Genomic DNA, 21,959 nt, shown 5'->3' on the forward strand with positions numbered 1-21,959 from the left:
AGAGGGGTTTTCACCGCGCCATTTCTGGATCAGCCAGGCTGGACGCAACTAGCTCCTCTCCCTCCGGGAGAGGAGGGGCCTTGAGGCCGCCCGGATCAGTACCCTGCCGCCACCTCCATCAGCTGTCCACGCAGGGCGCTCGGGGCGCCGGAGAGGTAGGTGTCCACCTCGTCATGTGTCTGGCGCCAGATGGGGACGGCGGCGGCGAGGAGTTTGCGGCCGGCGTCCGTGAGGATCAGGCGGCGGGAGCGTTTATCTTCCTTGTCCGGAACAATCTCGACATAGCCAAGCCGCTCCAGCGGCTTCAGATTAGCCGTCAGCGTGGTGCGGTCCATCGCCAGGAAGGCGGCGGTTTCGCCCAGGCGCGGCGGCTCTGGCCGGTTGAGCGACATCATCAGCGAATACTGCCCATGGCTGATGCCGAGCGGGGCGAAGGCGGCATCGAAGCGCCGCGCCAGCGTGCGCGCGGCCCGGTGCATGCCAAAGCAGAGGCAGCGATGGTAAACCTCAAGCGTGGTCTCGAAAGGCAGTGTCTGTTTCATGACAAAAGTAATATGTTGACATCAACGTATTTGTCAATGAGAAATGCTCATCAGCTTCCGGTGGACGGCCGGGAGGCAGACAGGCAGGCGCCTCGCGCCGCCAATGGGATGATGGAGGACAGGATGCGGGAAGTGACCGCCTATACATGGGTGCCGGATTTTGCACAGGGTTTCGTGAAGGATCTGCGCGTGCGCTGGGCGCTGGAAGAGGCTGGGCTGCCGTATACGGAGCGCCTGATCGACCATCAGCAGAAACTCATGCCGGACCATCTGGCGCGTCAGCCCTTTGCGCAGGTGCCGGTGTACCGGGACGCGGGCGTCGAGCTGTTTGAATCCGGCGCGATTGTGCTGCACATTGCCGAAGGATCGCCGGCCCTGATGCCGGAGGACAAGCCGGGGCAGGCGCGTGTGATGAGCTGGGCCTTTGCGGCGCTCAACTCCGTCGAGCCGTCCGTGGCGAATGTGATGGGCACGCGGCTGTTCCATGGTGAGGCGCCCTGGGCGGCAGGCTATCTGGAAAGCGCGCGGGCAATGATGGATGCGCGCCTGAAACGGCTTTCCCGCTGGCTGAAGGGGCGGAATTATCTGGAGGCGGAGCGTTTCACCGCCGCCGATCTTCTGATGGCCAGCGTGTTGCGCGAGATTGAACGCGATGGCGGATTTGAACGCTTCCCCGATCTGGCCGCCTATTGCGAGCGGTGCGTGTCGCGGCCTGCCTTCGCGCGGGCGCTGGAAGCCCAGCTCAAGGTTTTTACGGCGCATGAGCCTGCGCCAGTCTGAAGGAGGCATTCATGGCAGGTCTTGAAAAGAAGGTGCGGCCCTGTTTCTGGTTTCAGAAGGATGGGCTGAAGGCGGCGGAATTTTATGTGTCGCTGCTGCCTGACAGCCGGATTGACAGCGTGTTCGAGCATGGCAATGCGGCCGACCCGATGGTGGTGGAGTTCACCCTGGCGGGCGCGCCGATGATGATCCTGACGGGCGGGCCGATGTACAAGCTGACACCAGCCGCTTCCATCTCTGTGCTGACGAAAGATCAGGCAGAGACCGACCGGTTGTGGGCCGCCCTGCTGGAGGGCGGCGGGCAGGAGAGCATGTGCGGCTGGCTGGAGGACAAGTATGGCGTGGCCTGGCAGATCGTGCCGGAAATCCTGCCGAAACTGATCTGCGATGCCGACCGGGAAGCAGGCCAGCGCGCGCAGCAGGCAATGATGCAGATGCGCAAGATCGACATTGCCGGGATCAGGGCGGCGTTTGCCGGGGAAGGCGTGCAATGAGCGAGAACAAGGTAAAGGGCCCGGCGTCTTATTTTCCCTCGATCGAGAAGACGTATGGCAAGCCGGTCAGCCACTGGATGGGTATCATAGAGGACATGGCGGGCGCGAAACATATGGACATCGTGGCGGCCCTGAAAGCGGAACATGGCCTGGGGCATGGTCACGCCAACGCGCTGGTGGCCGCGCACAAGGCCGGAAACAAATAGCGTTATACGGATGAAAGAGGACTGCCATGACGGCGAGAAAACCTGTAGCCGAAATTGCCGCTGAGTTAGGCGTTGGCCTTGTAACCCCGCACCTTACCTGCGAGCGGGCGGGAGACGCGATCGAATTCTACAAGGCGGCCTTTGGCGCCGAGGAGATGATGCGGTTGCCGGGCCCGGATGGGCGCCTGCTGCATGCCGCGATCCGCCTGAATGGCAGCATGATCATGCTGAATGATCTTTATGCGGAAATGAATGGCCACTCGCCCAAGACGCTTGGCGGAACGCCGGTGACCATTCACTTGATGGTGGATGATGTGGACGCCCTGGCGGCCCGCGCCGTGAAGGCGGGCGCGAAGATCGTGATGCCGGTGGAAGACCAGTTCTGGGGAGACCGCTACGGCGTTCTGGAAGACCCGTTTGGCCATCACTGGTCGATTGCCACACCCATCTGGCCACCAAAATCGCCCGAGGAAATGCAAGCGGCCGCAAAGGCCGCGATGGACGGAATGCAATAAGGAGCAAGTGCAATGACTTATGTAAGCGGATTTCTGCTGGCGGCGCCGACGGCAAACAAGGAAGCTTATCGCAAGCAGGCCGAAGAGGCCTGGCCGATGTTCAAGGGCTATGGGGCCCTGAGCATGGTGGAAGGCTGGGGCGATGAAGTGCCCGATGGCAAGATCAATTCGATCAACTCTGCCGTGATGCGCAAGGAGGACGAGACGTCGCTCTTCTCCTGGGTCGTGTGGCCGGACAAGAAGACCAGCGACGAGGCCGAACGGCAGATGATGGCCGATATGGAAGGCAAGGAATTTCCCGAGATGCCGTTTGACGGCAAGCGGATGATCATTGGCGGGTTCCAGACGATCGTGGGCGACCCGACCGCGAAGACCGGCTATATCGATGGCACGGTGATGCCGGTGCAGGCGGGCAAGCGTGAAGCCTATACGGCGGCGTCCGAGAAGATGGCCGCTCTGTTCAAGGAGTATGGCGCGATTTCGGTGGTCGATGCCTGGGGCGACAACCTGCCGGAGGGCAAGGTGAACGACTTCCATATGGCCGTGCTGCGCAAGCCGGATGAAGCGGTCGTGTTTTCCTGGATCAACTGGAAGGACAAGGCCACGCGGGATGCGGCCTGGGAAAAGGTCATGGCCGATCCGCGAATGGAGGAATTTGGTCCGCACACGGCCGGCGTGGATATGAGCCGGATGATTTTTGGCAGCTTTGTGCCGCTGGTGGATGTCTGAGGAGGCAGGGCCACCTGGCCTGAAACCAAGCTCGGCTCTCTTGACTGGGGCGCTTTCAACGGCGCCCCTTTTTTTGAGGGAAGATCAGGCCAGCTTGCGATAAAGAAGTTCGGCGCGTTCCGAGCCATATTCCGGCACCAGCACGCCCAGCAGGCGCACGGCCTCGGCAGGCTGATGGTTGCGGGCGGTTTCGATCAGCTGCAGCACCTGCTTGCTGAAAAGCTCGTTGGGGGTGTCTTCATAGCAGACCTGCTGAACGCCGCTGATGGGCGTCGCCAGCAGGGCTTCATGCGGATAGGTCAACTCTTCGTGAAGTTTTTCGCCTTCGCGCAGGCCCATGGTTTCGATGGCGATGTCCACATAGGGCACCTTGCCCTTCAGGCGGATCATCGTTTCGGCCAGCTGGCGGATGGGGATGGGCGCGCCCATGTCGAGCACATAGAGGCCCGCTTCGCCGGCTTTCTCCTGCAGCGCGGCGGCCTGCAGCACGAGGGCAGAGGCCTCCTCGATGGTCATGAAGAACCGGGTTGCGTCGGGGTCGGTGATGGTGACCGGGCCGCCCTGCGCGATCTGGCGTTCGAACAGCGGCACAACCGATCCCGACGAGCCCAGCACATTGCCGAAGCGGACCATGGCGCCCGCCACGTTTGAATCGGCCAGGATGCGGCCGATGCACAGCTCGGCAAGGCGTTTGGTGGCGCCCATCACATTATCGGGGTCCACGGCCTTGTCGGTGGAGATGAAGACGAAGCGCTGGGCGCCGGCCGCAACGGCTGACTGGGCCGCGATGCGCGCGCCGGCCACATTGGTCAGGATCGCCTCGCAGGCATGGCGCTCCATCAGCGGGACATGTTTCAGCGCGGCCGCATGGATCACCGTGTCGGGCCGGGCCGTCATGAAGATATCGAGCATCCGGGCTTCGTCGCGGATGTCGCCGAGATGGCAGCTGATCTTCAATTGGGGCCAGGTGCGCTTCAGCTCCATTTCGATCTGGTAGAGATTGTATTCGGAGAAATCGATCACCGTCAGCTCGGCGGGCGCTTCGCGGGCCACCTGACGCACCAGTTCCGAACCGATGGAGCCGCCCCCGCCTGTCACCAGAACCCGGGCGCCTGTGAGGATCCCGCGCACGGGCTGCATATCGAGATGGCGTTCGGGCCGCGCGAGAAGGTCTGCCGGGCGCAGCGGTTCCAGCACCTGGGCGGCCGCGTCATGGCCGAGCGCCATGATCTCCGCGCCGTGGCGCGAGGTGACTTCCAGAACCTGCAGCATGACTTCCGGTGTCCGGGCCGTGCCGGTGAGCGCGACCCAGGGCGTTTCGCCATAGCGCAGCGCCATGATCTCGATGATGTCGTTGAGTTCCTTGAGGCTGCCAAGGATGGGCACGCCCCGCACCGCGCGCCCGGGCTCGTGCGCGTCCATCTCGACCAGGCCCAGCACGCGGACGGCCTGATCGGAATCGCGCCCTTCAAGGCGGCGCAGAACATCGATCCAGCTGTCCTGATTGCCCAGCAGCAGGATGGGTTGGCCATCCTTGGGCAATTGCTGGAAAATCTGCATCGGGCGCTGCGTCGAGCGCCAGCGGGCAACCATCCGCCCCCCGAAGAGGGCAACAGTCCAGAAGCCGATGCCGAGCAGCAGCGTGGGCACAGGCGATGTCAGCGCGCCGTTCAGGGTCACCATCACGGGCAGATAGAACAGAACGGTCAGGGCAATGATCTGCACCAGGCGCCAGGCATCGGGCGCGCCCATATGGCGCCACACCTGCCGGTGGATGCCGCCGAGCACAAGCGCGGTCGCCGCTGCGAGCATGAAGGCGAGCGTGCCGAGCAGCCAGCCCAGAAAATTGAACGGGGTGCTGCTTTCGTGACTGAGATGTGTATCCAGATGTGCCGCCGTCATGGCAACGCCCGCCATGGCGATGTCAAACGTGAGCGTCAAAGCCATGGCACGCCGAGCGGCGTCTCTGGGTGTCACGTCTGATACTCCCTCACACTCGCCCGTAAAAAACGAACCACCCGAGTTGTGCCACCTTGGGGCTGAAAATGCAAAGCTTCAAACCGGGGATCAATTGTCAATTCTTTCGGACGGAAATAGAGCATTTCCATGGCAGAGTTGAGGCCGAAGCTGCCATTGCCGTGCATCCTGTAGTCGTAGCAGGCGATCTGGCGGAAGTGGGGATGGTGGGCCCGGCAGGACTTGAACCTGCGACCAAACCGTTATGAGCGGTCCGCTCTAACCAACTGAGCTACAGGCCCCACCGGGAAGTCGTTTAAGGGCCGCAGGCTTGCCACGCAACGGCCTTCTTCGGCAGAGAAGACAGACAGACCCAAATCTCGGGCAAATGAGGTCACTCACCATGAAACATGCAACTTTGTCTGCCATCGCGCTGGCTTTCGCCCTGGCGCCTGCTGCCTGCGCGCAGGGCGCCGCCGCCTACACAGCACCTGCCGGGAGCACGCAGATGGGTCACCCCAACTCTATCCAGCCTGAAACCACCCTTCAAATTTCCGCCGAAGCCCGTGTCGACCGGGCGCCGGATATTGCCTTCATCACGGCGGGCGTCACCGAGGAACGCGCCACAGCGAAAGAGGCCATGACCGCGCAGTCTGCTGCGATGAACGGCGTGTTCGAGGCCCTGCGGGCCGCCGGCATTGCCGACCGCGACATGCAGACGTCCGGCCTCAGCCTTCAGCCGCGTTATGATTATGTCGAGACTGCCGGGCGCGACGGCGTGAAGCGCGGGGTTCAGAAGCTCGCCGGCTATGTTGCCTCCAATCAGGTGACGGTGCGCGTGCGGGATCTGGCCCGCCTGGGTGATACGCTCGATGGGCTGGTCTCGGCGGGCGGCAACACGCTTTCGGGCGTCAGCTTTGCCATCGATGACGACAAGGAAGTGCGCAATGAGGCGCGCACCAAGGCGATGAAGGATGCGATTGCCAAGGCTGAGCTTTATGCTTCCGCCGCTGGCCTGCGCGTCGCCCGCATTGTCACCATCAGCGAAGGCTATGAATACAGCCCGCAGCCGATGCCGCAGATGGCCCGCATGGCGATGGCTGACGGCATGATGGAATCAACCCCGGTTGCCGGCGGCGAAGTCGGCGTGACGGCGAATGTCAGCGTGCTGTTCGAACTGACGAAGTAAAGCGGATGCGGGCAGGCGTCCTGACGTCGTCAGGCGCCTGTCTCGCCTCAGACATAGCCCTCAGCGAGCAGGTCTTTCATGTCGATCAGGCCGAGCGGCTTGCCCGCCTCGTCGACCACGAAGGCGTTGGAGATGCGGTTTTCGCTGAAGCTCTTGATCACCGTCATCATCCGCGCGGCGGGATCGATGGTGCGCGGGCGGGGCGTCATCACCTCCAGCGCGCCGGCCTCGGTCCGGCCCGCCAGCATGGCGCGGCGCAGGTCGCCATCGGTGACCATGCCGACCAGCCGGCCATTTCCGTCGACAACGCCGACACAGCCCTTGCGCCCTTCGGACACGGCAATCACCAGCTGCGGAAAGCTGGCATCGCTGCCGGTCAGCGGCAGCGGGCCGGTCTGGCCGTTTACATAATCACCGGCCGTCTGAAGCGTGCGGCCGAGCTTGCCGCCGGGATGGCGGGAGCCGAAATCTTCCCGCGAGAAGCCGCGCCGCGCCATCAGCACGATGGTCAGCGCGTCGCCCAGCGCCAGCGCCATCGTGGTCGAAGACGTCGGGGCGAGGCCGTTCGGGCAGGCTTCGGGCACGGTGGGCATTTCCAGCAGCACATCGGCATAGCGGCCAAGGGTCGATTCGCGGGCCCGCGTCATGCCGATGAGGGGGATGGCGTTGCCCTTGCAGTAGCGCAGCAGATCGATCAGCTCGCGGCTTTCCCCGGAATAGGAAATGGCGATCACCACCGAGCCCGGCACGATCATGCCGAGATCGCCATGGCTGGCTTCGGTCGGATGCAGGAAGAAAGAGGGCGTGCCGGTGGAGGCGAGGCTGGCGGCGATCTTCTGGCCGATATGGCCGGACTTGCCGACGCCCGCGACGATCACATGCCGGTCGGTGGCGAGGATGGCGTTGACCGCCTGCTCCATCGACGGGCCGATGGCCTGTTCCAGCTTTTCGAGTGCCTCCCGCTCCGTGCGGATGACATTCCGGGCGAGATCGAGATCGGATTGTGTGGTCAAGGCAGGGCAACTCCGCACACCAGGCTGGTCAGCGGCCTTGTCCTAGAAATAGACCCTGGCTTCAAGCCCCGCAGGCCAGCGCCCCGAAGGGCGCGGCCATGATCAGCGGCGCAGCTGGCGGCGGGTATAGTCCGATACCGACTTCCCGGCAGCGGCCTTGGCGGCCTGGCGGGCTTCATATTCCGACACCGAAATACCATCGAAGGTGAGGGCCGGCAGGATCTGCGGGGCGCTGGCGGGCGTGCTCGCAGGTGCCTGCGTCTGGGCATAGCTTGTGACTGACAGCGTGTTGGGCACGTCATAGTCCGGCGTATCGGTGATCTGCGCGGTTACTTCGGTGGCCGGAGAGGCCTGCTCGCTGACATCGCCTTCGCCCACTTCCACCTCGGCTTCGCGAAGCATGGAGACGGGCTGTTTGCCATTGTTTTCGGCGAGGATGGCGCTGAGCGGGCGGCCGTTCAGCATCGGCTCGGCCGCAGCGTTGGGGTTTAGCGGCGTGGAGAGCGACGCGAAGGAGACGAGCCGCGCGTTCGGGTCGATCACTTCGGGTGTCTGGCCGATCGAGACGAAGGCCGATTCGACAAGCTCGGTGACATGCGCATCGCGCGACTTTGCCGAAGCGCCGCCCAGCATGATGGCGATGATGCGGCGCCCGTCCCGTTCGGCCGAGGTCATCAGGTTGAACCCTGAAGCGCGGGTGTAGCCGGTCTTGATCCCATCCACCCCTTCAACGGGGCCGATCAGATTGTTGTGGCTCTTATAGGTCATCCCGCCCCAGCTGAAGCGCTGGGTCTGGAAGTAATGGTAATAGTCGCCGTGATTATCCAGCAGCGCGTCTGCCAGGATCGCCAGATCCCGCGCGGTGGTCAGCTGCGCCGTGTTGGGCAGGCCGGACGCATTGCGGAAGGTGGTGTTGGCCAGGCCAAGTTCGCTGGCTTTGTCCGTCATCTGATTGGCGAACTTGCGCTCGGACCCGCCGAGATATTCGGCAACGACAACGGCCACATCATTGGCGGATTTGGTGACGAGGGCGTAGATCGCATCCTCGACGGAAATGGTGTCGCCTGCTTTCAGGCGCAGGTTCGACGGCGGCTGCGCAGCGGCGTTGCGCGAGACCGTCATCTTGTCCTTGAGGCTGACGTCGCCGGCATCGATGGCGTCGAACAGCAGATAGAGTGTCATCACCTTGGTGAGAGAAGCGGGGTAGCGCGGATCGTCCTGGTTGCGTGCGTGCAGCACTTCCCCGGTATCTGCATCAACGACGATCGCGGCGTATTTCTCAGCATGCGCGGCCGGCGCCATGACGGCGGCGGTAATGGTTACTGAGGCGGCGATGGCGGACCCGCGAAACGCACGGGACCAGACTTCTGCTGCCATAGGCGGCACCCTCCAGAACTAAACACGCCCCCCGGACCATCCAGGACCACCCTAGATTCCGCCAATTCTATTGACCACTGCTTAACGCAGGATGAGCGGCTCAATGTTTTGTAATTTCCACCGGCGATGCAAATCCCATGCAAAATGATTAATGTTGCGGCGCACAAAATTTATTGCAGCCGCGAAGGGGGTGTGCTATATAAAGCACAGTCCACGCCCCCGTAGATCAAAGGATGTCCCCATGGCCAAGACGACCACATCTGCCTCCCGCGCAAAGGCTGAAGCCCGTCCGACCGAAGCTGCCACCAAGAATATCGAAGCCGGTATGGACACGATGGCTGGCTTTGCCTCCAAGTTTTCCGAGTTCACCGAAGATGGCGTCAAGGCGCTGAAAGACAGCGCCGCCGTTTCGACCGAGACGATGCGCGAAATCGGCAGCCGCAACATGAACTTCATGACCCAGGCCATGGAACAGGGCGTCGAGCTGACCCAGGCGCTGGCCTCGGCCCGCGACCCGCGCGAACTGTTCGAAATCCAGTCTGGCTACGCCAAGTCGATGTTCTCTGCCTACACCGCAGAAGTCACCGCGCAGGCCGAGCTCTGCATGGGCGCCTGGCGCGAAGCGGCCAAGCCGTTCATGAGCCGTCTGGCGAAATAAGACCCCGATCCGTTTTCCGGCTCCGGCGTGTTTCCTCCCAACGCCCGGCAGTAGAGTGGAAGCGTAGATTAGAAAGGCCGGGCCGTTTGGTCCGGCCTTTGGTCTTTTGTGCTATGGTTTGCCCCCGGCCAGAACCGATCTATGGTCGGCAGGAATCTGCGTCTGGGGGAAGCCGCGATGATACAGGACCGTCAGGGAAACAGTCTGCCGGGCGCAAGCCCGAAGGCAGCCGAACTGTTTGATCTTTCCTGCCGCCGCTTTGCGCGGTTCCGGGGTGATCCGGTGGCGCCGCTGGATGATGCGATTGCCGATTCGCCCGAGTTCGGCATGGCGAAGATCGCCAAGGCCTGGATCTATGTGATGTCGACCGAGCCGGGCGCGACCGCCGGGGCACGGCGCATCCTGCGGGATATCGAGAAGGAGCACCCCGCCCCCAGCGAGCGCGAGGTGGCCCATATCGAGGCGCTGCAGGCAGCCACGGCGGGCAACTGGACCGTGGCGGGGCGCGCGCTGGACATGTGGTCGGCCTTCCATCCGCGCGATTACCTTGCCCTGCTGGCGGGACACCAAATCGACTTCCTCACGGCGAACGCCCGCAATCTGCGCGACCGGATCGCCCGCGCGCTGCCCGCCTGGGAGAAGGTGCCTGAGCGGTCATTCCTGCTGGGCATGCTGGCCTTCGGCCTTGAGGAGGCGGGCGATTATCCCCGCGCCGAAGCGGCCGGGCGCGAAGCGCTGGAGAAGGAGGCCGATGATGCCTGGGCCCATCATGCCGTCGCGCATGTGATGGAAATGCAGGGCCGGGCCGAGGAGGGGCGCGACTTCATCCGCCGGCGCCGGGCACACTGGGCCCAGCCCGACAGTTTCCTGAAAATCCACAATTGGTGGCATCTGGCGCTCTGCCATCTGGAACTGGGCGAGTTCGAAAGCGCGCTGCAGCTTTATGATGACGAGATCCGCGCCGGGGAAAGCACCATCGCGATGAACCTGGCGGACGCAGCGGCGCTGCTCTGGCGGCTGCAGGTGATCGGCGTGGATGTGGGCGAGCGCTGGGACGAGCTGGCCGAGGCCTGGACCCAGCATGCCGATGGCCGCTGCTATCCCTTCAACGACATGCACGCCGCCATGGCCTTCATCGGCGCGGGCCGCCGCAATGATGCGCTCGACCTGCTGGTCGCCGCCGAGGGCGCAGAGCCTGGGGAAATGCGCGGCTGGATGGCCCAGACCGGCCGGCCTGTGATCGAGGGACTCGTCGCCTTCGACCGGGGACACTATATGGAGGCCGCCGAGCTGCTTTTCCCGGCGCGCCAGATCTACGGCACCTTCGGGGGCAGCCATGCCCAGCGCGATGTTATCGACTGGACGCTTACGGAAGCTGCCATCCGTGGCAAAATCCATGGGCTAGCCGACTCACTGATTGCCGAGCGCCTGTCTCTCAGGCCCGGCAGCCGCATCAACAGGGCTTTCCAGGCCCGCTCGAAAAAGGAACATTGAAGACGCCCGCCCGCCATCCAGTCCTGCTGCCGCCTGACACCGGGGCTCCCCTGGGGGGCTGCCATGAAAGCGTGCAGAGCTGGATTTAGACGGTAAATGCATCTTCAATCTCTCACAGGAACGTATATCTTGATCAGCATGAGCAGCGATTTCGACCCGGTCCGGATGAATGGATCATCGAACTCCGGCAGCCCAGGGGGCAGCCAGCCGGGGGACGGGGATGGCACAGGCTTTGACCTGGCCACTGAAACGCGGATCAAGACCAAGAAGCCGTCGCTCTACCGGGTACTTCTGCTGAATGATGATTACACGCCGATGGAATTCGTCGTGTTCATCCTCGAGCGGTTCTTTAACCGCTCCCGCGAACAGGCGACCCGGATCATGCTTCACGTCCACCAGAAGGGTGTGGGGCTGTGCGGGGTCTATACATATGAGGTTGCCGAGACGAAGGTAGCTCAGGTGCTTGATCTTGCACGCCGCCATGAACATCCTCTCCAGTGCGTCATGGAGAAAGAAGACTAAGCCACTATATACAAACAACAGGCCACGTTCACACATACCCCCGGAAGGCTTCATCCCTTGCCACGTCTCTCCCCCTCTCTCGAAACGGCCCTCGAAAAGGCCCTCACGCTCGCGTCCGAACGCGATCATGAGTATGCCACGCTCGAGCATCTCCTTCTGGCGCTCACAGATGATGAGCACGCCCGCGAAGTCATGGGGGCCTGCAAGGTAGATATAGAGGCCCTGCGCGGAGACCTGACCCGCTATATCGACGAGGAGCTGTCGAGCCTCATCGTCGATGACAGCGAAGGCCGGGTACAGCCGACCGCCGCGTTCCAGCGCGTCGTGCAGCGCGCCATCCTGCATGTCGAAAGTTCCGGCCGGGAAGAAGTGACGGGCGCCAACGTCCTCGTCTCGATCTTCTCCGAGCGCGAAAGCCATGCCGCCTACTTCCTGCAGGAGCAGGACATGACGCGGTATGATGCCGTCAATTTCATCTCCCACGGCGTCGCCAAGCAGCCGGGCATGTCGCGCCCGTCTACCCCGCGCGGCGCAGAAGCCTCAGAGGAAGAACCGGTGAAGCAGGGCCACGAGGCACTCGACACCTATTGCGTGAACCTCAACGCCAAGGCGCGGGCCGGCAAGATCGACCCGCTGATCGGCCGCGATATGGAGGTCAACCGCTGCATTGAGGTGCTCTGCCGCCGCAACAAGAACAACCCGATCCTCGTCGGCGACCCTGGCGTCGGCAAGACGGCGATTGCCGAAGGCCTGGCCAAGCGCATCGTCGATGGCGAAGCGCCCGAAATCCTGGACGACGCCATCATCTGGTCGCTCGACATGGGCGCCCTGCTGGCCGGCACGCGCTATCGCGGTGATTTCGAGGAACGCCTCAAATCGGTGATGAAGGAACTCGAGCAGCAGGAGAAAGCCATCCTGTTCATCGACGAGATCCACACCATCATCGGCGCCGGCGCCACCTCCGGCGGCGCAATGGATGCGTCCAACCTGCTGAAGCCGGCGCTCCAGTCCGGCGGCCTGCGCTGCATGGGCTCGACCACCTTCAAGGAATACAAGCAGCACTTCGAGAAGGACCGCGCGCTGTCCCGCCGCTTCCGCAAGATCGATGTGGTGGAGCCGACCGTTCCGGACACGATCAAGATCCTCACCGGTCTGAAATCGAAGTTCGAGGACTTCCACGGCCTGAAATACACCAACGACGCCATCAAATCGGCGGTCGAGCTGTCGGACCGGTACATCACCGACCGCAAGCTGCCCGACAAGGCGATCGATGTGATCGACGAGGCAGGGGCCGCGCAATGGCTGCTGCCGGCATCGAAGCGCAAGAAAACGGTGGGCGCGCGGGATATCGAGGCGGTCGTCGCCAAGATCGCGCGCATTCCCCCCAAGCAGGTCACGTCCGACGATGCCGCCGCGCTCAAATCGCTGGAAAGCGATCTCAAGCGGGTCGTGTTCGGCCAGGACGAAGCCATCGAAGCGCTCTCGGCCTCGATCAAGCTCGCCCGCGCGGGCCTGCGCGAGCCCAACAAGCCGATCGGTTCCTACCTGTTCACCGGCCCCACGGGCGTCGGCAAAACGGAAGTTGCCAAGCAGCTTGCGTCCATCATGGGCGTGGAAATGCTCCGCTTCGACATGTCGGAATATATGGAGCGGCATACCGTCAGCCGTCTGATCGGCGCGCCTCCGGGCTATGTCGGGTATGATGAGGGCGGCCTGCTCACCGATGGCGTGGATCAGCATCCGCATTGCGTGCTGCTGCTCGACGAGATCGAGAAGGCCCACCCGGATCTCTTCAACATCCTGCTGCAGGTGATGGATAATGGCGCGCTGACCGATGCCAATGGCCGCAAGGTCGACTTCCGCAATGTGATCGTCATCATGACGACCAATGCGGGCGCGTCCGATGCTGCGAAAAACTCCATCGGCTTTGGCCGCGGCAAGAAGGAAGAGGAACAGGAAGAAGCGCTCAAGCGCATGTTCACGCCGGAATTCCGCAACCGCCTGGACGCCATCGTCACCTTCGGCGGCCTGACGCCGGAGATCATCGACCGCGTGGTGGAGAAATTCATCCTGCAGCTGGAAGTTCAGCTGGAAGATCGCAACGTCTCCATCGAGGTGTCCAAACCGGCGCGCGAATGGCTGGCCAAGCGCGGCTTCGATGCCGAGATGGGCGCGCGGCCCCTGGCCCGCACGATCCAGGAATTCGTCAAGAAGCCGATGGCGGAGGAACTCCTCTTCGGCAAGCTCCAGAAGGGCGGCGTGGTCCAGATCGATCTCGACAAGAAGGCCGAGGAACTTACCTTCAAATACATCGCCGAGCCGCCGAAGAAGAAAAAGCCGACCAAGGACGAAACCGAGGAACCGGCAGCCTGATTTCTTCAGCGCGTCCAGATGCAAAAAGGGCCGTCCCATTGGGGCGGCCCTTTTCATTTGGGGCTGGGGTCAGCCTCAGAGGCTGGCGAGCAGGCCCGCCCAGTCTGCCGCGCTAAGGGCGGAGGCGACCAGCGCGATCAGCGCCGCGAAAGAGACCGTCCAGACAAGGCCGCGCAGATAGGGCACGCCCATCGCATAGAGCGGCAGATAGACGATCCGCGCCCCGGCAAAGACCAGCGCAGAGATGCGCGTGGCCGCTGTCGAGTGATCCATCAGCGCCAGAATGATCACCACGCCCAGGAAGAAGGGCAGCGTTTCATGCAGGTTGCGCAGCGCCCGTGTCAGCCGGCCCAGCAGCACCGAATCCGGCTCGGCCGGCGGCGCGTCCTGCGCGGTGTTGGCATAGGGCACGCCGTGCACGCGCCGGAATTCGATTGCCTGCAGGAGCACCTGCACCAACCCCAGCGCAATCACGATCAGCGCCGCCAATAGTTCAACAGTCATGGAACCTCCCCCGTCTGACATTGTTGTGGGCAGAACCTGCGCCTGCCCGGGCCGCCTGTCAAAGCGCGCCTTTGGGGGCTGACGCATGGTCAGCCCTCGCAAAGGCGCCCAAACCGGCTAACGTCCCGGGCAAAAGAACCTCGGGAGGAATGAATATGGCCGCCAGCGTGCAGGGAACGTGCGATCCGAAATTCGCGAAGGTGCGCGAGGAATTTGAGCGCAATTTTGCCGCGCGCGGGGAGGTGGGCGCCTCGGTCTGCCTGTCGGTGGACGGGCAGACGGTGGTGGACCTCTGGGGCGGCATGGCCAATCCCGAAACCAGCGATCCCTGGCAGGAAGACACCGTCTCCATCGTCTTCTCCTGCACCAAGGCGGCCGTGGCCACCTGCGCCCATATCCTGATCGACCGGGGGCAGCTCAATCCCAATGCGCTGGTGAAGGATTACTGGCCGGAATTTGCCAGGAACGGGAAGGAAAAGACCACCGTTCAGATGATGCTGAACCATGAGAGCGCCCTGCCCACGCTGCGCGATCCGGTCAAACCCGGCGGTTTTGCCGATTGGGACTATATGGCCGGCCGCATGGCGGATGAGGAAGCCTTCTGGGAAGTGGGCACGCGCAACGGCTATCACATGATCAATTTCGGCTGGACGGTGGGCGAGCTTGTCCGCCGCGTTTCGGGCAAATCGCTCGGCACGTTTTTCCGTGAGGAAGTGGCGGAGAAGACTGGCGCGAAATTCTGGATCGGCCTGCCGGAAAGCGAGAAGGTGCACATCGCCCCCATCCGCATGTATCAGCCCCAGCCCACCGATCAGCCTACGGAGTTCACGATAAAGTTGATGACGGAGCCGGACTCCATCCAGCACAAATCCTTCCTCAACACCGGCGGCTGGGATTTCAATGACCGCAAGGGGCAGGCCGCAGAGATCGGCGGGGGCGGCGGCCTTTCCAATGCGCGCGGGCAGGTGGCGTGGTATACGGAGCTTGCCACCAATTCCGGTAAGCTTGTCTCGGCAGACCGCCTGGCCGCCATGGGCCGCGTCACCACCGCCACCCAGCGCGACGCCACGCTGCTGATCCCCACCCGCTTTGCGTCGGGCTATATGAAATCGATGGACAATCGCGGCCTGAACCTCGGCCCCGGCACCAGCGCGATCATGGGCGAGGCCGCTTTCGGCCATGTCGGCGCGGGCGGCTCAATTGGTTTCGCTGATCCCGAAGCGCGCATGGCGTTCAGCTACACCATGAACCAGATGGGCGGCGGTCTGCTGCTCAACGAGCGCGGCCAGAGCCTGATCGACGCGGCCTATCAGGCGCTGGGTTATCGCACAAACGCGCCGGGCGCCTGGGTGCGCTGAAGCGGCTTGATCGGCAGCTTTCCGGAGACTAACCTTCCCGCATTGATTGCGGGAGGCGCGGGTGATTTCCAGGGCTTTGATGGCTGGGCTGTTGTCGGCGGCGCTGAGCGTGGCGCCGGGAATGGCGCAGGAAAATCTACCGGATGCAGAGGCCGAACCTCTTCGTCCTCCGCAGCCGGTATTTCCTATAATGGCGGGTATCCTTGGGCTTTCCGGTTATTGCGAGGTTCGCTTTTCAATCGATCCCTCAGGCAGGGTTACAGAAATCCAGCCTTCTTGTTCCCACCCGGTATTCTGTGCGAGCGCCACGGCGGCCATGGAAGCAGTCCGCTTCAAACCAAAGCGTGAGAATGGCAAACTCGTGCCGCGCAGGAATATAATTTATCCGCTTCATTATGCCCCGGCCCCTGGAGCAGAAGGGGTGTTTAGCTCTGACGACCTCACCAGTTGCGTCGATCCTCGCATTGCCTGAGTGGCAGCTAGGTTTTACCCGGCGGCGGTTCCCGGTCTGTTGGTATAAGGATCATCACGACTGTTGCGGTGACAGCCGCCAGCGCCACGATCAGCACGAGTGGTTTCGTCAGCGATTGGGCCAGCCCTGCTGTCACCACCGCGGAGCCCCAGGCAAAGCCGACGGCCACCCTTTTCACTTCCGGCCGCACGGCGCGGCGCTCCTCGAAGCGGCGGGCTTCCTGAAGCGCGGTCTTGAGGATGGGAATACGCTCCAGCCAGCGGGTCAGCCGCTCGGATGAGCGCGCAAACGCCCACAGCGCCACGATCAGGAACACCGTGGTCGGCATGCCCGGCAGGATGGCGCCGAGAATGGCAAGGCCGGTGAAGACAAGGCCAATCAGGATCAGCAGCGGCCGGGTCATGAAGGGGCACGCCCGCAGCAATGGCGGGGCTTGGATCGCATCAGGAAAACGACACCGGCAGGTGTTCGGCCAGCCAGCCCCCGGGGCCTTCCATGCCGCCCACCACATTGTAGACTTGCGTGAAGCCCACCGCGCGCGCCTGCGCGGCCCCCTGGCCAGAGCGCTGGCCCGAGCGGCAGATGAACGCCACCGGCGCGTCAAAGCCGCCGGCCGCCTGCATCACCTGTTTCAGAAAGTCCTTGTCCTGAAGGGTGATGCGCTTGGCCCCCGGCGCGGTGCCGGTCTGGCGCCATTCCTGCGGCGTGCGCACATCAATCAGCGTGATCTCGCCTGCGGCCAGCTTGTCATGTGCCGCGCGCGCCGAAAGGCGCTGCACGGGCGGCGCATTCCGGTCGCTTCCCTTCAGGGAAAACATGGAGGCAAGGATCGACTGGATATTCATCGCTGCGTCAGCCAGCTCCCCCAACCGTCAGGGAACCGACTTTCAGCGTCGGCTGGCCCACGCCAACGGGAACCGATTGCCCGGCCTTGCCGCACACGCCGACGCCATCATCCATGGCAAAGTCGTTGCCGATCATCGTCACATCGCGCAGCACGGTCGGCCCATGGCCGATCAGCGTGGCATTCTTCACCGGGGCCACCACCTTGCCATTCTCGACAAGGTAAGCCTCCGTACACTGAAAGACGAAGTTGCCCGATGTGATGTCCACCTGTCCGCCGCCGAAATCCACTGCCCAGAGGCCGCGCTTGATCGAGGCGACGATTTCCTTCGGGTCTTTATCCCCGCCCAGCATCACGGTGTTGGTCATGCGCGGCATGGTGGAGGCTTCATAGCTTTCGCGGCGGCCATTGCCGGTGGGCGCCATGCCCATCAGGCGGGCATTCATCCGGTCCTGCATGTAGCCTTTGAGAATGCCGTCCTCGATCAGCACGGTGCGCTGGGTCGGCGTGCCTTCGTCATCGAAGGAGAGCGAGCCGCGGCGCGCATCGATGGAACCGTCATCGATCACGGTCACGCCTTTGGCGGCCACCTGCTGGCCGATCTGGCCGGAATAGACACTGGTGCCCTTGCGGTTGAAGTCGCCCTCCAGGCCATGGCCGACCGCCTCGTGCAGCAGCACGGCGGGCCAGCCAGGGCCGAGCACCACTTCCATCTCCCCTGCCGGGGCGGGAATGGATTGCAGGTTCACCGAGGCTTTCTGGATGGCGCGGGCCACCATGGCTTTCCAGCGCTCGGGCGCGATCCACTCGTCATAGGCTGCGCGTCCGCCCGCGCCGGCGCCCGCCGATTCGCGCCGGCCGTTTTCTTCCAGCGTCACCGACACGTTAAGGCGCACCAGCGGGCGGATGTCATGGAAATGGGCCCCGTCCGGGCGCAGGATGTCGATCTCGCTATGGCTGCCGGAAAGGGAGCAGGAGACCTGCACCACGCGCGGGTCTGCCGCGCGGGCAAAGGCGTCGATCTCGGCCAGGAGGTTTGTCTTGTCGGTAAAGGCCGGGGCGAGGGTGGGGTCTATAGGGGCATAGAGGCGCCGGTTGGTGGGCTGAGGGCCGGTGGCCAGCTTGCCCGAATGGCCGCGCTTGGCCTGGGCGGCGGTGTCAGCGGCGCGGCGGATGGCATCCAGTGTAAGCTGCGAGGCATAGCCCTGGCCCTGCGCTTCGCCTGCCACCACGCGCAGGCCAAAGCCCTGATCGGTGTCATAGGCGGCCGATTTCAGCCGGCCATCGTCAAACACGAAGCTCTCCGAGCGCGAGCGCTCCACATAAAGATCGCCATCATCGGCGCCGCGGGTGGCCTCGGCCAGAATGTCGGCAGCGGCTCTCAGGTCAAAAGGCAGGGGGGATTGGGTCATGTTCCCAAGATGCGGGCTTCCGCGCCCGCGTACAAGCCTCAGCCTGCGGGTGGGGTGGCCCCCTTGCCGGGGCCAATTGCCGCCTTCCGCCCTGAACGTTTCAGTTCGTCACCACCGTGAACCGGGCGAGCTGGTCATCCGTCGGCATGTAGTCCGGATTGAGTTCCTTCGATTTCACGAAGTCGTAATAGGCCCCTTCCACATCGCCGGTGCGTTCGCGGGCCAGGCCGCGATTGTAATAGGCGGCGTAGAGGTCGGACGAATCGAGGTCGATGGCCTTGTCCAGCGAGACCAGGGCAGAGTTGTAATCCCGCTTGAGGATGTAGGCAGCGCCCTCGTTCAGCCAGGTGGGGCCGGAGTTTGGCGAGATGCGTTTTGAGGCGGCATAATCGCTCAGCGCCGCGTCCAGCTTGCCCTGCCGCATCCGCAGAACGCCCCGATTCGTGAAGGTGGCGGCGCGATTGGTCAGATTCAGGGCCTCATGCTCCAGGGCCCGCGTGCAGAGTTCTTCCGCAGCCACCTGGTTGAGCAATCCGTATTTCGCCGCTTCGTAACAATCCCTAGCCAGCCCCCCGCCGATGACGGTTACCTGCGCGGTTGCAGACGGGGCCAAAACGGCCAGAAGGGCCGTAAATACAACTGTACGGACCATGTTTTCCTCCCGTATTTCGTTGTAAGGGAAGTATAGCACTCTGCCCCCGGCCGGGCGATGCGCTGCGACAATTTTGAGCGCGGAAAACGCTGGGGTTCCCGGCGCGGCTGGTATAGTTAGAGGCCAAATTGAGACGAATTGGGGTTGAATCCGTGCGACACATCCTTGCCGCCCTCTCCGCTGCCATGCTGGCCGCACCGGCCTTTGCGGCCGAGCCTGTAGACGGCGCGATCAACATGCAGCCCGCAGCGACGCGAATCGCTGAGCGCGTTCATGAGTTCCACAATGTGCTGCTCGTGATCATCACGGCCATCACCCTGCTGGTTCTGGCGCTGCTCATCTGGATCGTGATCCGCTATAACCAGAAGGCGAACAAGGTTTCCCGCAAGTTCAGCCACAACACCACCATCGAGATCGTGTGGACGGTTGTGCCGGCGCTGATCCTGGTGGGCATTGCGGGCCTCTCCTTCCCGAACCTGTTCTATCAGAACGTCACGCCGAACCTTGGCCAGATCGTTGCCACCTCCAAGCAGCTGCTGGCGGATGGCAAATCGGCCGAGCATCAGGCCTTCACCCAGAACTACTTCCCCGATGCGGCGGAAGAGGGCTTCGTGAACGTCAAGATCCAGGGCAACCAGTGGAACTGGACCTACACCTATCCCGATATCGTCGATGAGTCCGGTGAGGCTGTGGAATTCGTGTCCAACGGCATCCACAAAGGCCGCGCGTCCGATCCCACCGATGGCCTGCGCCTGCTGACGACCGACTATCCGATGGTTGTTCCGGCCAACCGCTATGTCCGTTTCTACACGGCGGCGGCTGACGTGATCCACTCCTGGGCCGTGCCGGCATTTGCCATCAAAGTGGATGCCATCCCGGGCCGCCTCAACGAAGGCTGGTTCCTCGTGAAGGAGCCGGGCGTGTATTACGGCCAGTGTTCCGAGCTTTGCGGCGTGGACCATGCCTACATGCCGATCGAGGTGCGCGTGGTTCCGCAGGCGCAGTTCGATGCCTGGGCCGAGCTGATGAAGGCTGGAGATTTTGACGGCGCCGCCGCTTCGGTGCGCCAGATCGCTTCGGCTGAAACCGAAACCAAATTCGCTTCTAACTAAGTTCCGAGAGAAAGAGCCTTTCCCATGCCTATGGACGAAGTCGCCCTCGATCACGGCCACGACAGCCACGATCACAAACCCGGCTTTTTTGCCCGCTGGTTCTTCTCCACGAACCACAAGGATATCGGCACGCTGTACCTGATCTTCGCGCTCATTGCGGGTGTCGTCGGGTATTCGCTGTCCGGCCTCATCCGCTGGGAACTCGCAGAGCCGGGCATCGGCCCGATGCTGTGGATCCAGACCACCTTCTTCGGCCTGGAAGGCGACGCTGCCGTTGCTGCGGCCAAGCATTTCTACAACGTCGTGATCACCTATCACGGCCTCGTCATGATCTTCTTCATGGTGATGCCGGCGCTGATCGGCGGCTTTGGCAACTGGTTCGTGCCGCTGATGATCGGCGCGCCGGACATGGCCTTCCCGCGGATGAACAACATCTCCTTCTGGCTGACGGCTGCGGCCTTCATTCTGGCCATCCTGTCGATGACGGTTCCGGGCGGTTCTGCCGGAAACGGTTTCGGCGGCGGCTGGACGCTTTACCCGCCGCTCTCGGGCGCCACCGGCCACCCCGGCCCGTCGATGGACCTCTTGATCCTGTCGCTGCACACGGCCGGTATCGCCTCCATCCTGGGCGCCATCAACTTCATCGTCACCATCCTGAACATGCGCGCACCGGGCATGACGCTGCACAAGATGCCGCTGTTCGCCTGGGGCATGCTGATCACCGCCGTCCTGCTGCTGCTGGCTCTGCCGGTGCTGGCTGGCGCGCTGACCATGCTGCTGACCGACCGTAACTTCGGCTCGCAATTCTTCGTGCCGGCCGGCGGCGGCGACCCGGTGATGTTCCAGCACCTGTTCTGGTTCTTCGGCCACCCCGAAGTGTACATCATGATCCTGCCGGCCTTCGGCATCATCAGCCACATCGTCTCGACCTTCTCGAAAAAACCGATCTTCGGCTATCTCGGCATGGCCTATGCCATGGTGTCCATCGGCGTGATCGGCTTCGTTGTGTGGGCCCACCACATGTACACGGTCGGCATGAACGTGGACCTGAAGGCCTACTTCGTGGCCGCCACCATGGTCATCGCGGTGCCCACCGGCATCAAGATCTTCTCCTGGATCGCCACCATGTGGGGCGGCTCCATCGAGTTCAAACTCCCGATGCTCTGGGCCATCGGCTTCATCTTCCTGTTCACCGTGGGCGGTGTGACGGGCGTGGTGCTGGCCAATGCCGGTATCGACCACTCGCTGCACGACACCTATTATGTGGTGGCGCACTTCCACTACGTGCTGTCGCTCGGCGCCGTGTTCGGTCTCTTCGCGGGCTGGTACTACTGGTTCGAGAAGATGTTCGGCATCAAGTACAACAGCTTCCTCGGCGGCCTGCATTTCTGGCTGATGTTCATCGGTTCGAACGTCCTGTTCTTCCCGCAGCACTTCCTGGGTCTGCAGGGCATGCCGCGCCGCTACATCGACTATGCTGATGGCTTCGCCACCTGGCACCACTGGTCGTCGATCGGCTACGCCATCACCCTCGTTGCCACGCTGATCTTCTTCATCTCGCTGGCCGTTGCCTTCATCCAGCGCCGCAAGGCCACCGTGGATGCCCATGGCCATGGCAATCCCTGGGGCGAAGGCGCCACGACGCTGGAATGGACCCTGCCGTCCCCGCCGCCGTTCCACCAGTATAACGAACTGCCAGTGGTCACGAACAAGGGCGGCCACTAAGCGCCTGGCCTGACAAAGGCTTGAAATCAGAC

At 63.1% G+C, this 21,959-nt stretch carries 23 protein-coding genes and 1 tRNA gene; 14 read left to right on the top strand and 10 right to left on the bottom strand.

Features of this window, described 5'->3' with window-relative positions:
- Positions 1-95 precede the first annotated feature (95 nt).
- The gene (locus ACQKI2_RS03650; protein ID WP_427378366.1) at positions 96-542 is read right to left on the bottom strand and encodes a MarR family winged helix-turn-helix transcriptional regulator; all 447 of its coding nucleotides are present in this window, start codon (positions 540-542) and stop codon (positions 96-98) included.
- A gap of 36 nt (positions 543-578) precedes the next feature.
- Here ACQKI2_RS03650 and ACQKI2_RS03655 point away from each other — a divergent pair, with 36 nt between their 5' ends.
- The 5 genes from ACQKI2_RS03655 to ACQKI2_RS03675 are packed head-to-tail and all read left to right on the top strand — an operon-like array spanning position 579 to position 3,266.
- Positions 579-1,322, top strand: a complete 744-nt coding sequence (locus tag ACQKI2_RS03655; protein WP_427378367.1) for a glutathione S-transferase family protein — start codon at positions 579-581, stop codon at positions 1,320-1,322.
- Positions 1,323-1,333: 11 nt separating this feature from the next.
- Positions 1,334-1,816, top strand: coding sequence for a VOC family protein (locus ACQKI2_RS03660; protein ID WP_427378368.1), 483 nt, complete (start codon positions 1,334-1,336; stop codon positions 1,814-1,816).
- On the top strand, positions 1,813-2,022 hold the full coding sequence (locus tag ACQKI2_RS03665; protein WP_427378369.1) for a DUF4287 domain-containing protein: 210 nt from the start codon (positions 1,813-1,815) through the stop codon (positions 2,020-2,022). Before ACQKI2_RS03660 ends, ACQKI2_RS03665 begins: the two co-directional genes overlap by 4 nt.
- A 26-nt stretch (positions 2,023-2,048) precedes the next feature.
- Positions 2,049-2,537 (top strand): VOC family protein, encoded by a 489-nt coding sequence (locus ACQKI2_RS03670; protein WP_427378370.1) that lies wholly within the window; start codon positions 2,049-2,051, stop codon positions 2,535-2,537.
- Positions 2,538-2,549: 12 nt separating this feature from the next.
- On the top strand, positions 2,550-3,266 hold the full coding sequence (locus tag ACQKI2_RS03675; RefSeq protein WP_427378371.1) for a DUF1428 domain-containing protein: 717 nt from the start codon (positions 2,550-2,552) through the stop codon (positions 3,264-3,266).
- 84 nt (positions 3,267-3,350) lie between these two features.
- Here ACQKI2_RS03675 and ACQKI2_RS03680 read toward each other — a convergent pair whose 3' ends face one another.
- A complete protein-coding gene (locus ACQKI2_RS03680) occupies positions 3,351-5,243 on the bottom strand; it encodes a polysaccharide biosynthesis protein (protein WP_427378372.1) in 1,893 nt (630 codons plus the stop codon).
- Between the two features lie 204 nt (positions 5,244-5,447).
- A tRNA-Ile gene (locus ACQKI2_RS03685) sits at positions 5,448-5,524 on the bottom strand.
- Positions 5,525-5,625: 101 nt separating this feature from the next.
- Here ACQKI2_RS03685 and ACQKI2_RS03690 point away from each other — a divergent pair.
- Positions 5,626-6,411 (top strand): SIMPL domain-containing protein, encoded by a 786-nt coding sequence (locus ACQKI2_RS03690; protein ID WP_427378373.1) that lies wholly within the window; start codon positions 5,626-5,628, stop codon positions 6,409-6,411.
- A gap of 47 nt (positions 6,412-6,458) precedes the next feature.
- Here ACQKI2_RS03690 and ACQKI2_RS03695 read toward each other — a convergent pair whose 3' ends face one another.
- Together ACQKI2_RS03695 and ACQKI2_RS03700 are read right to left on the bottom strand one after the other, a co-directional pair.
- Positions 6,459-7,424, bottom strand: coding sequence for a KpsF/GutQ family sugar-phosphate isomerase (locus tag ACQKI2_RS03695; protein WP_427378374.1), 966 nt, complete (start codon positions 7,422-7,424; stop codon positions 6,459-6,461).
- A 102-nt stretch (positions 7,425-7,526) separates the two neighbouring features.
- A complete protein-coding gene (locus ACQKI2_RS03700) occupies positions 7,527-8,801 on the bottom strand; it encodes a D-alanyl-D-alanine carboxypeptidase family protein (protein WP_427378375.1) in 1,275 nt (424 codons plus the stop codon).
- 241 nt (positions 8,802-9,042) lie between these two features.
- Between ACQKI2_RS03700 and ACQKI2_RS03705 the strand changes: the two genes are divergently transcribed.
- The 4 genes from ACQKI2_RS03705 (at position 9,043) to clpA (ending at position 13,848) form a co-directional block, all read left to right on the top strand.
- On the top strand, positions 9,043-9,459 hold the full coding sequence (locus ACQKI2_RS03705; RefSeq protein ID WP_427378376.1) for a phasin: 417 nt from the start codon (positions 9,043-9,045) through the stop codon (positions 9,457-9,459).
- Positions 9,460-9,636: 177 nt separating this feature from the next.
- A complete protein-coding gene (locus ACQKI2_RS03710) occupies positions 9,637-10,953 on the top strand; it encodes a tetratricopeptide repeat protein (RefSeq protein WP_427378377.1) in 1,317 nt (438 codons plus the stop codon).
- 165 nt (positions 10,954-11,118) lie between these two features.
- Positions 11,119-11,475 carry an ATP-dependent Clp protease adapter ClpS gene (clpS, locus tag ACQKI2_RS03715; protein WP_035598890.1) on the top strand — a complete coding sequence of 119 codons (357 nt, stop codon included), beginning with the start codon at positions 11,119-11,121 and terminating at the stop codon, positions 11,473-11,475.
- Positions 11,476-11,532: 57 nt separating this feature from the next.
- On the top strand, positions 11,533-13,848 hold the full coding sequence (gene clpA, locus ACQKI2_RS03720; protein ID WP_035598814.1) for an ATP-dependent Clp protease ATP-binding subunit ClpA: 2,316 nt from the start codon (positions 11,533-11,535) through the stop codon (positions 13,846-13,848).
- A gap of 75 nt (positions 13,849-13,923) precedes the next feature.
- Here clpA and ACQKI2_RS03725 read toward each other — a convergent pair whose 3' ends face one another.
- A complete protein-coding gene (locus ACQKI2_RS03725) occupies positions 13,924-14,352 on the bottom strand; it encodes an MAPEG family protein (RefSeq protein ID WP_427378378.1) in 429 nt (142 codons plus the stop codon).
- 155 nt (positions 14,353-14,507) lie between these two features.
- Here ACQKI2_RS03725 and ACQKI2_RS03730 point away from each other — a divergent pair, with 155 nt between their 5' ends.
- Positions 14,508-15,710 carry a serine hydrolase domain-containing protein gene (locus ACQKI2_RS03730; RefSeq protein WP_427378379.1) on the top strand — a complete coding sequence of 401 codons (1,203 nt, stop codon included), beginning with the start codon at positions 14,508-14,510 and terminating at the stop codon, positions 15,708-15,710.
- Between the two features lie 121 nt (positions 15,711-15,831).
- Positions 15,832-16,182: an energy transducer TonB gene (locus ACQKI2_RS03735; protein WP_427378657.1), complete on the top strand. Its 351-nt coding sequence runs from the start codon at positions 15,832-15,834 to the stop codon at positions 16,180-16,182.
- Between the two features lie 7 nt (positions 16,183-16,189).
- Here ACQKI2_RS03735 and ACQKI2_RS03740 read toward each other — a convergent pair whose 3' ends face one another.
- The 4 genes from ACQKI2_RS03740 to ACQKI2_RS03755 all read right to left on the bottom strand — a co-directional run bounded on the left by ACQKI2_RS03740 (position 16,190) and on the right by ACQKI2_RS03755 (position 19,090).
- Positions 16,190-16,585: a YbaN family protein gene (locus tag ACQKI2_RS03740; RefSeq protein WP_427378380.1), complete on the bottom strand. Its 396-nt coding sequence runs from the start codon at positions 16,583-16,585 to the stop codon at positions 16,190-16,192.
- A 40-nt stretch (positions 16,586-16,625) separates the two neighbouring features.
- Complete coding sequence (locus ACQKI2_RS03745) at positions 16,626-17,027, bottom strand: rhodanese-like domain-containing protein (RefSeq protein WP_427378381.1); 402 nt, start codon at positions 17,025-17,027, stop codon at positions 16,626-16,628.
- A 7-nt stretch (positions 17,028-17,034) separates the two neighbouring features.
- Complete coding sequence (gene tldD, locus ACQKI2_RS03750; protein WP_427378382.1) at positions 17,035-18,438, bottom strand: metalloprotease TldD; 1,404 nt, start codon at positions 18,436-18,438, stop codon at positions 17,035-17,037.
- Positions 18,439-18,538: 100 nt separating this feature from the next.
- Entirely contained in the window at positions 18,539-19,090 is a 552-nt protein-coding gene (locus ACQKI2_RS03755; protein WP_427378383.1) for a tetratricopeptide repeat protein, read from the bottom strand.
- A gap of 152 nt (positions 19,091-19,242) precedes the next feature.
- Here ACQKI2_RS03755 and coxB point away from each other — a divergent pair, with 152 nt between their 5' ends.
- On the top strand, positions 19,243-20,202 hold the full coding sequence (gene coxB, locus ACQKI2_RS03760; protein WP_427378384.1) for a cytochrome c oxidase subunit II: 960 nt from the start codon (positions 19,243-19,245) through the stop codon (positions 20,200-20,202).
- A 24-nt stretch (positions 20,203-20,226) separates the two neighbouring features.
- Complete coding sequence (gene ctaD, locus ACQKI2_RS03765; protein WP_427378385.1) at positions 20,227-21,927, top strand: cytochrome c oxidase subunit I; 1,701 nt, start codon at positions 20,227-20,229, stop codon at positions 21,925-21,927.
- Positions 21,928-21,959 lie beyond the last annotated feature (32 nt).

Source organism: Hyphomonas sp. NPDC076881 (assembly GCF_050269995.1).
Taxonomy (GTDB): Bacteria; Pseudomonadota; Alphaproteobacteria; order Caulobacterales; family Hyphomonadaceae; genus Hyphomonas.